The 11,894-nt window shown below is 59.8% G+C and carries 12 protein-coding genes and 1 riboswitch; of the genes, 9 read left to right on the top strand and 3 right to left on the bottom strand.

Features of this window, described 5'->3' with window-relative positions; translation table 11 throughout:
* Positions 1-78: 78 nt before the first annotated feature.
* The 4 genes from DXC79_RS05470 (at position 79) to DXC79_RS05455 (ending at position 4,787) form a co-directional block, all read left to right on the top strand.
* Positions 79-1,242 (top strand): pyridoxal phosphate-dependent aminotransferase, encoded by a 1,164-nt coding sequence (locus tag DXC79_RS05470; protein ID WP_006234344.1) that lies wholly within the window; start codon positions 79-81, stop codon positions 1,240-1,242.
* A 203-nt stretch (positions 1,243-1,445) separates the two neighbouring features.
* Complete coding sequence (locus DXC79_RS05465; protein WP_006234343.1) at positions 1,446-2,396, top strand: L-lactate dehydrogenase; 951 nt, start codon at positions 1,446-1,448, stop codon at positions 2,394-2,396.
* Between the two features lie 114 nt (positions 2,397-2,510).
* A complete protein-coding gene (locus DXC79_RS05460; protein ID WP_117635418.1) occupies positions 2,511-3,671 on the top strand; it encodes a DUF2974 domain-containing protein in 1,161 nt (386 codons plus the stop codon).
* Positions 3,672-3,782: 111 nt separating this feature from the next.
* Positions 3,783-4,787 carry a nucleoid-associated protein gene (locus DXC79_RS05455; RefSeq protein WP_022094136.1) on the top strand — a complete coding sequence of 335 codons (1,005 nt, stop codon included), beginning with the start codon at positions 3,783-3,785 and terminating at the stop codon, positions 4,785-4,787.
* 78 nt (positions 4,788-4,865) lie between these two features.
* On the opposite strand, the gene dapD is transcribed toward DXC79_RS05455, so the two are convergent.
* Genes dapD through dapA form a run of 3 tightly spaced genes read right to left on the bottom strand, consistent with a single transcriptional unit; the run spans position 4,866 to position 8,667 of the window.
* Positions 4,866-5,585 (bottom strand): 2,3,4,5-tetrahydropyridine-2,6-dicarboxylate N-acetyltransferase, encoded by a 720-nt coding sequence (gene dapD, locus DXC79_RS05450; RefSeq protein ID WP_082437754.1) that lies wholly within the window; start codon positions 5,583-5,585, stop codon positions 4,866-4,868.
* 39 nt (positions 5,586-5,624) lie between these two features.
* Entirely contained in the window at positions 5,625-6,365 is a 741-nt protein-coding gene (dapB, locus tag DXC79_RS05445; RefSeq protein ID WP_199408651.1) for a 4-hydroxy-tetrahydrodipicolinate reductase, read from the bottom strand.
* Positions 6,358-8,667 carry a 4-hydroxy-tetrahydrodipicolinate synthase gene (gene dapA, locus DXC79_RS10180; RefSeq protein WP_117635417.1) on the bottom strand — a complete coding sequence of 770 codons (2,310 nt, stop codon included), beginning with the start codon at positions 8,665-8,667 and terminating at the stop codon, positions 6,358-6,360. Before dapA ends, dapB begins: the two co-directional genes overlap by 8 nt.
* 65 nt (positions 8,668-8,732) lie before the next feature.
* Positions 8,733-8,901, bottom strand: a riboswitch (Lysine riboswitch).
* A gap of 146 nt (positions 8,902-9,047) precedes the next feature.
* On the opposite strand from dapA, the gene DXC79_RS05435 reads away from it, so the two are divergent.
* The 5 genes from DXC79_RS05435 (at position 9,048) to DXC79_RS05415 (ending at position 11,892) form a co-directional block, all read left to right on the top strand.
* The gene (locus tag DXC79_RS05435; RefSeq protein ID WP_117635416.1) at positions 9,048-10,235 is read left to right on the top strand and encodes an amidohydrolase; all 1,188 of its coding nucleotides are present in this window, start codon (positions 9,048-9,050) and stop codon (positions 10,233-10,235) included.
* 102 nt (positions 10,236-10,337) lie between these two features.
* The gene (locus DXC79_RS05430; protein WP_117635415.1) at positions 10,338-10,619 is read left to right on the top strand and encodes a type II toxin-antitoxin system RelE/ParE family toxin; all 282 of its coding nucleotides are present in this window, start codon (positions 10,338-10,340) and stop codon (positions 10,617-10,619) included.
* Positions 10,591-10,932 carry a HigA family addiction module antitoxin gene (locus DXC79_RS05425; protein ID WP_117635414.1) on the top strand — a complete coding sequence of 114 codons (342 nt, stop codon included), beginning with the start codon at positions 10,591-10,593 and terminating at the stop codon, positions 10,930-10,932. Before DXC79_RS05430 ends, DXC79_RS05425 begins: the two co-directional genes overlap by 29 nt.
* Before the next feature lie 29 nt (positions 10,933-10,961).
* Positions 10,962-11,285: a hypothetical protein gene (locus DXC79_RS05420; protein WP_158550972.1), complete on the top strand. Its 324-nt coding sequence runs from the start codon at positions 10,962-10,964 to the stop codon at positions 11,283-11,285.
* Positions 11,286-11,448: 163 nt separating this feature from the next.
* The gene (locus DXC79_RS05415; RefSeq protein WP_117635412.1) at positions 11,449-11,892 is read left to right on the top strand and encodes an FxLYD domain-containing protein; all 444 of its coding nucleotides are present in this window, start codon (positions 11,449-11,451) and stop codon (positions 11,890-11,892) included.
* Positions 11,893-11,894 lie beyond the last annotated feature (2 nt).

The raw sequence follows: 11,894 nt of genomic DNA, 5'->3' as shown, positions 1-11,894 counted from the left end.
CACTTTTGCAATCTGATGGCCCGTATCGCGCGGCGCTCTTGTCGGAGCGCCGCGTTTTTCATATCGAAAGGTGGCACCATGCAGGCATCGCAGCGTCTCGACCGCTTTGGCGCGGAGGTCTTCGCCTCGCTCAACAACAAACTGCTTGCGCTGAAGGCTCAGGGCAAGACCATTTACAACATGAGCGTGGGCACGCCCGACTTTAAGCCGTACGACCACGTGGTCGAGGCGCTCACGCAAGCGGCCCAGGACCCCGAGATGTGGAAGTATGCCCTGCGCGACCTGCCCGAACTCAAGCAAGCCGTGTGCGATTACTACGAGCGTCGCTTTGGCGTTTCGGGCATTACGCCGTCTATGGTGCAGTCGTGCAACGGCACGCAGGAGGGCGTTGGCCATTTGGGCCTTGCCCTGCTCGATCCGGGTGACACCATTCTGGTTCCCGATCCGTGCTACCCGGTCTTTGAGGCAGGTGCCAAGATCGCCGATGCCAAGCTCGAGTACTATCCGCTGGTGGCGGAGCACAATTACCTGCCCTATGTGGCGGGTATCGATCCCGAGGTGGCCGATCGTGCCAAGTACATGATTGTGTCGCTGCCCGCCAACCCGGTGGGCTCGGTGGGCACGCCCGAGGTCTACGAGGAGATCATCGCTTTCGCCCGCGAGCACGACCTGCTCATCGTTCACGACAACGCATACTCCGACATCGTGTTCGACGGCGAGCCGGGCGGCAGCTTCTTGCAGTATCCCGGCGCGCTCGAGGTGGGCGTTGAGTTCTTCTCGCTCTCCAAGTCGTTTAACGTCACCGGTGCGCGTATCGGCTTTTTGGTCGGTCGCGAGGATGTGGTCTCGGCCTTTGCCAAGCTGCGCGGCCAGATCGACTTTGGTATGTTCTTCCCGATCCAGAAGGCTGCTATCGCCTGCCTGAACGGTCCGCGCGATGAGGTCGAGGCGCAGCGTCTGAAGTACCAGGAGCGCCGCGATGCCCTGTGCGACGGTCTTGAGGGCCTGGGCTGGGAGCGTCCCAACGCGCATGGCTCTATGTTTGTGTGGGCCAAGCTTCCCGGTGGTCGCACCGATTCCATGGCGTTTTGCGAGGAGCTCATGGAGAAGGCCGGCGTTGTGGTGACGCCGGGCGCGAGCTTTGGTCCTTCGGGCGAGGGGCACGTGCGCATGGCGCTGGTCCTGCCGCCCGATCAGATTGCTTTGGCTGTCGAGGCCATCCGCGAGGCGGGTCTGTATTAGAAACCTGTTTCGACTCGTCAATAGCTCGAAACCGATTTCGTACAGTTATTTTACGAATCCTGCAAACAATTTCGGTAAACGGTCGATTTTTGGCTGCGAATAGGAGCATAATCAAAGTTCCGATTGGATGTATTGGGATTACGACAAGCCGCTCGGGTCGTTCCCGGGTGGCTTGTTTGTGGAGAGAGAGATGGGAGTTTCTAATGGTTAACGAGAAGAAGGTCGCTATTGTCGGCTGCGGTTTCGTCGGTTCGTCTTCGGCGTTCGCGCTGATGCAGAGCGGTCTGTTCTCCGAGATGGTCCTCATCGACGTGGACAAGAACCGCGCCGAGGGTGAGGCCCTGGATATCGCGCACGGCATGACGTTTGCCGAGCCGATGAAGATCTACGCCGGCGATTATTCCGATGTCGCCGACGCCGCCATGATCGTCGTCACCGCTGGCGCTGCCCAGAAGCCCGGTGAGACCCGTCTGGACCTGGTCAACAAGAACGTCAACATCTTTAAGTCCATTATTCCCGAGATTAAGAAGTCTGGCTTCGACGGCATTCTGCTCATTGTCTCCAACCCGGTCGATGTTCTGACCTATGCCGCCATCAAGATGTCCGGCCTGCCCGAGGGCCATGTCATCGGCTCCGGCACCGTGCTCGACACTGGCCGTCTGCAGCAGATGCTTGGTGCCCACGTCGAGGTTGACCCGCGCGATGTCCAGGCCTATGTCATGGGTGAGCACGGCGACTCTGAGTTTGTCGCTTGGTCCAGCGCCCAGGTTGCCGGCGTGCCGCTGAACACTTTCTGCGAGCTTCACGGTCATCTGGAGCATGAGGCTGCCGAGAAGCGCATCGCCGAGGACGTCAAGAACTCCGCCTACACCATCATCGAGAAGAAGCACGCCACCTACTATGGCGTCGCCATGGCCGTCAAGCGCATCTGCACCGCCGTCATGCGCGATGAGCAGACCGTTCTGCCCGTCTCCTCGCTCATGGTGGGCGAGTATGGCCTGTCCGATCTTGCCATCTCCATGCCGACCGTCGTCGGCCGCGACGGCGTCGTCTGCCGCGTCCCCGTGCCGCTGAACGATGACGAGCAGCATGAGCTCACCGCCTCTGCAAAGGCCCTCAAGGACATCATCGACAGCGTCGACTTCTCCTGCTAGATTAGGCTCGTTTGCCAGCAAGCTACAATGAAGGCGTCTGGGTCCACGCGACCCGGGCGCCTTTTTGGTGCAAGGGGGGACAGGTTGCTTTGCACCATTGTTGATGGGAGAGCCATGTCGGATTCGCCTAATTTTTTGACCTATGCCCAGACGGCGTTTGATCCGTTTGAGGAACGGTCGTTCTGCGCGGTTGATAGCCTGGTGTTTGCATGGCTGTCATATCTGCGTTTGCCGGGGGATATGCCGGAGCTTACCGGCTGGCAGGGACTGGACGTACGCGAGCTGCTGCGTGCCGAGTGCTATCGGGACATGATTGGCGACCTGTGGGATCCGGAGGGGAGCAGGGCCTTGTTGGAGGCTGTGGCAGCAAGCCCTCGCTTCCGTGGCGTTCGTGTTTGCGGCTATCGTACCGTGAGTAATGCCGAGACGACGGAGCAGTTTGCGGCTATGACGTTCCGATTTCCGGCGGGGTTTAGCTATCTTTCCTTCCGGGGGACCGACAGTACGATTGTGGGCTGGAAAGAGGACTTTAACATGGCATTCCGGTGTCCTGTGCCGGCCCAGGAATCCGCGGCGCGTTATGTGGACGAGGCGGTGGATGCGATTGACGGGCCACTTTTGTGCGGAGGTCATTCCAAGGGTGGAAACCTTGCGGTGTACGGTGCGGCGATGTGCTCCGATGTCGCCCGTGAGCGAATCGAACGGGTGTATTCCCATGATGGTCCTGGCTTCGTCGAGGAGTTTCTGAACGGCAACGCCTTTGCCGATCTTTCCGGCCGCATCGATAAGACGCTACCTCGGTCGTCGATCTTTGGCATGATGTTCGAGACGCAGGAGGACTATGCCATCGTTGAGAGCACCGAGTTCAGCCTGCTGCAGCACAATCCCTTTAGCTGGGTGGTTGATGGTCGCGACTTCGTGTACTGTGAGCGCCTGTCCGCCGGTGCTCGATACGTTGATGGCTCCATTCGCGAGATGCTGCTTGCAGTGGGGCCTAGCGAGCGCGAGCGTTTTGTAGATGCGTTGTTCTCCGTGTTTGAGGCTACGGGTGCTGAGCGGTTTGCGGATATCGCTGGGAATCTGCGCGAGAGCCTGCCCGTGATGCTCCAGACTGCGCAAGGTTTCGACAAGGATACACGACGCTTTGTCTCGCAGACCATCGTGGCAATCCTTAAGCGCGCACTGCTGCCCAAACGACCCCAGATCGACATGTCCGCCGCCGGTAAGAGTCTGGCAGAACAGCTCGAGGCTTGGCAGTCCGAGCTCTTGCGCTAGCCATTGGTGCAAAGCAACCTGTCCCCGATGCACCAATCTTCGATGCGCTCGGGGAGGGCTCGACCGCTATACTGGTTCGTGCCGAAATCGATCTAGAACGGAATGCCGTATATGAAAATCAATCACGCGATTCTGCATATCCTGGACTTTGACTCTGCCGTCAACGTTATGAGCCAGCGCGAGCTCGATATCGAGAGTCGTACCGTGCGCAACTTCGTGACCACGCATCTGCGCCGCGCACGTACCTCGGCCGACAATAAACGCGCCACGTTTGCCGAGAACTCTGCGTTTGGCGGCGAGCTCAAGGGCTATTTCTTTGGCGAGCGCGAGTTCGTGGACCTGTCGCAGCAGATTGCGGAGTTTATCTCCTCCGAGCTCACCAAAGCCGAGAAAGCCGAGTCCACCGACGTGCTCGTGGCCGATTTTGACGACGATGAGGATGCCCGCTGGTTTGCCGTGATGCTGCTGGGCTCCAAGCAGGCTTTTATGCACGAAGTGGGCCGCGAGGAGGGGGAGGTGCGCAACGACATCGCGCGCCATTACGCTATCCTGCCGAACCCCTCGCAGAAGGTGCCGAGCTATGCCATCGTGCGCGCGAGCACCATGGAGATCGGCTACGTAGACAAGAAGCGCAAGATTGCCGGCGAAGACCGCATGCTCATTCCCGATGGCCTGCTGCAGTGCGACACGGGCGTATCTGGCAAGGAGGTCATCGACACCGTGACGCGTGTGGTCGAGGAAGTCGCCGAGGAGCACGGCGCCAACACGGCCGTGGCGCTCGCCAAGGTTAAGGCCGCTGTGGCCGAGAAGGTCGAGGATGACGAGGAGCTTCCGCCTTGGGATATCGTCGATGAGGTCTTTGAGGACGAACCGGTCATCAAGGAAAGTGTGCGCGCGGCACTGACCGAGGAGAAGGTTCCCGAGCGCGTTCCCGTGGAGCGCAAGCAGGTCGAGCGCGCGGCGGTGCGCAATCATAAGATTCGTACCGATACGGGTATCGAGATCAGCTTCCCGGCCGAGATGGGTTCGAACTCCGAGTACATCGAGTTCGTCAACGAACCCAACGGCCTCATCTCCATCGAGCTCAAGAATATCGGCAGCATCGAGAATCGATAGCGGCTCGAGTAGATTGACCGTAACGAAAAGGCCAAAGCCCTTTGGGGCTTCGGCCTTCTTGGTAAAACCGCGTAACTATTAAAGCTGACGTAGTCCCTCTTCGAGGCCGGTCTTGCTGTCGGTTTTCTCATCGCGCATCTTGATGACGCGGGCGGGGACACCGGCCACGACGGCGCCGGCGGGGACGTCCTCGACGCATACGGCGCCGGCGGCAACGACAGCACCCTTGCCCACGCGCACGCCCTCCAGGACCACGGCGTTGGCGCCAATCATGACATCATCCTCGATGATGACGGGCGTGGCGCTCGCGGGCTCAACGACGCCTGCCAGCACGGTACCGGCGCCGATGTGGCAGTTCTTGCCCACGGTGGCGCGGCCGCCCAGCACGGCGCCCATATCGATCATGGAGCCCTCGCCGATAACGGAGCCGATGTTGATGATGGCGCCCATCATGATGACAGCGCGGTCACCGATCTCGACGCGGTCGCGGATGATCGCGCCCGGCTCAATGCGGGCGTTTATGCCCTTGAGGTCGAGCATGGGCACGGCGGAGTTGCGGCAGTCGTTCTCCACATCGTAGTAATCGATGGAATCGGCATTGGCATCGAGGATGGCCTTGAGCTCATCCCAGTCGCCAAAGACGGTCTTGCCACGACGGCCGCCGTAGACGTGCGCATCGCCCCAGGCAACCTTCATGCCGGGCTTCTCGCGCACATACAGCTTGACAGGCGTCTTTTTAGGCGCGGTGGCGATGTAATTGATAATCTCCTGGGCATCCATCTCGGCTGCGTTGCTCATTTGCTATCTCTCCTTTGGGCGGATTCGGTTGATACCTGGTTAGGCAAACATGACCTGGTCGAACGTATAGAAGCCGGGTTCACGGGCGACGAGCTTTTGAGCGGCGGCCAGAGCGCCGTTGACAAAGATCTGGCGGCTCGTAGCGCGATGGCTAAGCGTGACCTCCTCGTCCTGGCCAAAGAAGCTCACCTCGTGTACGCCGGCGACGGTGCCGCCGCGCAGCGAGTGCATGCCGATTTCCTTGGGATCGCGAACGCCGCACATGCCCTCGCGACCGTAGACGGGATGATAGCCAGCCTCTGGCTCGGCCTCGACCACGGCGTCGAGTAGCAGCTTGGCGGTGCCGCTGGGAGCGTCGACCTTTTGGTTGTGGTGCGTCTCGACAATCTCGCAGTCAAAGCCGGGCAGCTCGCGTGTGGCCTGTGCTACCAGATGACGCAGGGCTGCGATACCGATGGAGTAATTGCCGGAGTGCATGACGCGGACGTTCTGACCAAGCTCGCGCAGGCGGTCCATCTGATCGGGTGTGTAGCCCGTGGTGCCCGAGACCAACGCGGCGCCTGTACGCTCGACATAGGCGACGACGGCATCGAAGGTCACGACGTTCGAGAAGTCGATGATGACGTCGGCTGCCGGGGCGCTCTCGAGCTCGGACAGGTCAAAACCGATCTGGGCCACGATATCAAAAACGGGCTGCCCGGAGGCGTCGGCAATGCCTTCGGCGGTAGTGCGGATGAGCGAGCCCATGCGGCCCGTTCCCATAATGACGGTCTTAATCAAGCAGACCAGCTCCCTTCAGAGCATCGGTAAGTGCGGAACGCGTGTCGTCTGCCATGGGGCACAGCGGCATGCGGTAGTTGGCTTCGATCATACCCATCTGGGCGAGTGCTTCCTTGACGGGGATGGGGTTGACCTCGCTAAAGAGGGCGTTGATGAGCGGCTGGCCGGCAATCTGGATATCGCGGGCGCGCTCCACGTCACCGTCCAGATAGGCGCGGCACATGTCGTGCACGAGCTGCGGCTGAATGTCTGCCCACACGCTGATGGTGCCCGAGGCGCCCAGGCTCATGAGCGGTACGGTAAGTGCGTCCTCGCCTGAGTACATGCGGAAGTCGTCGGACAGCAGGTGAGCGATCTTGGCCGCGTAGGCGACGTTGCCCGAGGCTTCCTTAATACCCATGATGTTGGGGTGCGCGGCCAAGCGCTCTACGTTGCGCTCGCTGATGCCGCAGCCGCAGCGGCCGGGGATGTTGTACAGGATGCAGGGGATATCTACGGCATCGGCAACGGTCTTAAAGTGCTGGTAGATGCCCTCTTCGTTGGACTTGTTGTAGTAGGGGGTAATGAGCAGCAGGCCGTCGGCGCCCAGGCCCTGATAGGTGAGCGACTTGGTGAGCATGGTCTGCGTGGAGTTGGAGCCCGAGCCGGCGATGACGGGGACACGGCCTGCAACCTGCTTGACCACCGCGGCGACAACGGAGTTGTCCTCGTCGTCGGTCATCGTGGCGCTCTCGCCGGTGGTGCCCAGGGTGAGGATGGCGTCGGTGCCATTTTGCAGGTGGAAATCGATAAGGCGCTCGAGTGCGTCAAAGTCGACGCTGCCGTCTTTTTTAAACGGCGTCACAAGGGCGACGATTGAGCCCTCGAGATTGCGGATGTCCATGTTCTTCTCCTTCGCTCTCGCGATTTGGATGCGCTTGTTCCATTGGGCGGCGACCGCCAGGCGCTCGTCCTGGGCACGATGGCGGGCACTTTCGGCGCGCGACTTGGCCAGCAGCTCGCGGCCGCACGGCAGCACGTCGAGCGTGGCAAAGTAATCGCCCGGGCGCTCGGCACGGCGGATAAGGTCGGCCGAGCCATCGGGGCGCAGCAGCACCTCGGCGGAGCGCAGGCGCCCGTTGTAGTTGTAGCCCATGGAGTAACCATGCGCGCCGGTATCGTGGATCACGAGCACATCACCCATGTCGACCCGCGGTAGCTCGCGGTCGATGGCGAACTTGTCGTTGTTCTCGCACAGATTGCCCGTAATGTCGTACGTGTTTGTGACAGGCGCCGCGGTCTTGTCGGAGCCACCCGGCTGGCCCATCACCGTAATGTGGTGGTAGGCGCCATACATGGCAGGGCGGATCAGATCGACGGCGCTTGCGTCGACACCGATATAGTCCTTGTAGATTTGCTTCTCGTGGATGGCCTTGGTGACCAGGCAGCCGTAGGGGCCCATCATAAAGCGGCCCATCTCGGTGCAGATTGCCACATCGCCCATGCCGGCGGGAACCAGAATCTCGTCGTAGGCCGCATGCACTCCTTCGCCGATGGCATGGATATCGTTGGCCTGCTGTTCGGGCAGGTAGGGGATGCCGACGCCGCCGGACAGATTGATAAAGGCGACGTGTGCGCCGGTCTCGCGCTCCAGGCGCACGGCAAGCTCAAAGAGGATGCGCGCGAGCTTGGGGTAGTAGTCGTTTGTGACGGTGTTGCTGGCAAGGAATGCGTGGATGCCAAAGTCCTCGGCGCCCTTGGCCTTGAGCGTGCGAAAGGCCTCAAAGAGCTGCTCGGTGGTCATGCCGTATTTGGAGTCGCCGGGGTTATCCATGATGCCGTTGGAGAGCTGGAACAGACCGCCCGGATTAAAGCGGCAGCTGACCGTCTTGGGGATGGGGCCTGCGACGCGCTCAAAGAACTCGATGTGGCTGATGTCGTCAAAGTTTACGATGGCGCCCAGTTTATCTGCAAGGGCAAAGTCCGCCGCCGGCGTGTCGTTGGACGAGAACATGATGTCGTGGCCGGTGATACCCAGCGAGCGGGCGATCATGAGCTCGGTATAGCTCGAACAATCGCAGCCGCAGCCGTATTCGTTGAGGATGGAGATGAGCGCCGGGTTGGGATTGGCTTTGACGGCAAAGTATTCCTTAAAGCCCGGGTTCCATGCGAAGGCGTCGCGCACCTCTTGCATGTTGCGGCGGATGCCCGCCTCGTCGTATAGATGAAACGGCGTGGGGAACTGCTCGACGATATGCTCGAGCGTCTCCTTGTCCACAAACGGCTGCTTGGCCGCATACGCTTCGCTGGGGATCAATGCCATGTCCCGTAAACCTCGCTATCCAGACGGCGCCATCTGCGCATCGAATCCGCATAGCGTGGACCCAATGTCCGGATAGCGCTCCCGCATTGCTGCAGACAGTCCTGCGGGTGTTTCCCGCAGGCCCACCAGGTTGTTCGTGCCCGAAAAACCCAGTTCGGCGGGTTTCACCTCCCCGCGGGGTCAAAGTCTGCCGACTCGCCCGCGGCTCATCGTGCCCGCGCCTCTATCAAGTGGTAACGACCCTACCACGTTGCACTTTACCAAACAAGAGTATTCGTATATAACGTTTAAAAAATGCAGGGATATGCTAGAAACAAGGGTGCGGCAATCTTGCGGCACAATAAGACGGTAACTGGCGCGCACCTATGAAAGGAACCTTTATGACCGAGCTCCAAGAACTCCGTCGCTATCGCCGCGATCTCCATCGCATTCCGGAGCTCGACTTCGATCTTCCGCAAACCATCGCCTATATCGAGGGCGTGCTCGCCCCGCTCGCCTGCGAGGTGACCCATCCGTGCCCCAGCTGCGTCTGCGCTTTCTTCGATGCCGGCACGGGCGCCGCGCATGCCACGGCGATTCGCGCCGACATGGACGCCCTGCCCATCGCGGAGGCAACGGGCGCGGCCTTTGCCTCGACCCATCCCGGTAGGATGCATGCGTGCGGTCACGACGGTCACATGGCCATGGCGCTCGCGGCGGCGACTTTTGTCGACCGCACGATTCGTGAGCAGCCGGGCGCCATCAAGCGCAACGTGCTCTTTGTGTTTCAGCCGGCCGAGGAAACGACCGGTGGCGCCAAGACGGTGTGTGAGAGCGGCGTATTCGAGCGCTACGGGGCGGATCGCATCTTTGGCTTCCACGTATGGCCCGACCTGCCTGCGAAAACGTTGGCGAGCTGTTCCGGTCCGCTGCTGGCGCGCTCAAGCGAGACGCACATTCATATCCATGGCGCGAGCATCCATATCGCCAAGACCTACGGTGTTCCGGTCGAGGAATCGCATGATGCCGCGCTGGCAGCGGCCAAGTTCTTGGTTTCCGAGCGCGCGCTCATGGACGAGTTGGGTACCGACGAGCCCTGCATTGGTAAGTTCGGCCTGCTGCAGGCTGGCACCGTCTGCAATGCGGTGGCGGGGGAGGCCCATGTCGCGGGCAGCCTGCGCGTGTTTACGGACGGTATGTTCGACCGTGCGCGCGAGGGCGTGCGCCGCGTGTTGGACGAGGCCTGCGCCGCAACAGGCTGCACGTACGACCTCGACTTTGCCGAGGGCTATCCGCCGGTCGATAACGACCCCGAGCTGTTCGCCCACATTGCGCCTGCCTTGTCCGAGCTGCAACTTGTGGACGAGCCGCTGCTAATCGCCGAGGATTTCGCGTTCTATCAGCGTCATCTGCCGGGCGTGTTCTTCTTGCTGGGCACGGGCGTGCCGGAGGGTCAAGAAAACCCGAGCGATTCGGATGGCTGCCCCGCCTATGCCACGAGCGCTCTGCATACCGATACCATGCTCTTTGACGAGGAAATCCTGCTCAAAGGTCTCGATGTCTACAAACGACTGCTTTTGCTTGACTAAGGCGTGAAGGACTATTTGTTCTAGAAAATACGAACAAACGTACGATATAATAGAGATGTAAGTCTATAGAAACGTTTGACGTTACTAACGTAAGGCGATACTATGATTGCATCGTATAAAGATGAGGATACCGAACGCTTTGCCATGGGTGTGCGGGTCAGGAAGTTCGTGCCCTTTGAGCGTGTTGCGTTGAGGAAGATTCGCCAACTGCAGGTTTGTGCTTCGCTTGATGATCTTCGCGTTCCACCGGGCAACCGCCTGGAAGCTTTGAAGGGCGATCGTGCCGGGCAATATAGCATCCGTGTTAACGAGCGCTATCGGGTCTGTTTTGAGTGGAGACAGGAGATGGCTTGGAATGTCGAAATCGTCGATTATCACAAGTGATGAGACCTCGGCCGATTTGCTGTCGCCAGTGACTCCTGGTGAGCTTCTCAAAGAGGAGTTTCTTGTTCCCATGGGCATTTCTCAATATCGCCTTGCGAAAGAGACCGGGATTCCGGCTCAGCGTATCGGGCAGATTGTCTTGGGAAAACGTCGCGTGACGGCCGACACCGACCTCCGTCTTTGCCGTTATTTTGGCCTGACGGATGGTTATTGGCTGCGCGCTCAGATGGCGTTTGACCTTGAGGCCGAGAAAAGGCGGATCGAACCGGAACTCGATAAGATCGTTCCTGTTCAGCAGGCCATCGCACTGTAGTGCTCAGAGATGATGGGGGTGGCGCGGCGATGAAGCGACGCCGACAGTCTGCCGTGTATAGTCCTGGTGGGTGTGGGTGCGGCTTGCTGCTGCTCCCGGTTATTGCTGTGAGCATTGGCGTGATGTTTGCGCTTGCTGGGCTGGCTGCGGCGGCACTCGTACTGTTTATCACTGCCATCGGCGTGACGATTTGGCTCTGCCGCAATCGCGAGCGACGCCGTGCCGACGGTAAAACCAATGTCGGCTGGGTCATCTTTCTAATCATTGCGTACCTGCTGAGTGTCAGCTACCTTGTTTTCTTTGTCCTGTTGATGATCAGTGCCTTTACCGGGGAATCCGTCACGGTGGGTTGATCACCACTGGCAGACGGTCGCGCAAAGTGCGTTTGCTCGGCGCTTGGACAACTGCATTGGCCGTTTACCGCAACCTTAGCTCTCAGCTAATGAATTCAAGTTCAATCCTTCCTACGATGTGCTGTGTGCCGGCACGGTAGCCGGATCGTAGGAAGGATGAATAATGGCAAAAGAGGGAAAGAAGCCGATCGGCAAGATTGTCCTAGGCATCATCGTGGTGCTGGTTATCGTCGGTGCCGTGGGCTCTATGGGCGGCAACTCAACCGATTCGTCTGCGAGCGATTCGGCAAAACCTGCCGAGATGACACAGCAGGCTGAGGAGCAAAAAGAACCGCAAGAACCGTATACCATTGCTGACGAGGCTGAAGACACTTCCAATCAGTTTACCTATAAGATCACGGGCACGCTGACCAATAACACGGACAAGGAAAAGAGCTACATTCAGATTGAGTATGTTCTGTATGATGCCGATGGCAACCAGGTTGGAACGGCTCTTGCAAACACCAATCATCTGAAGGCGGGCGGCTCCTGGAAGTTCGAGGCGCTGGGTACGGTGTCTCCCGACCAGGTTGCTAGCTGGGAGCGTTCGGACGTAAGCGGTTTCTAGCA

Origin of the sequence: Collinsella sp. TF08-11AT (genome assembly GCF_003437035.1) — a bacterium.
GTDB lineage: Bacteria > Actinomycetota > Coriobacteriia > Coriobacteriales > Coriobacteriaceae > Collinsella.
This window is presented reverse-complemented; position numbering and strand designations above follow the sequence as displayed.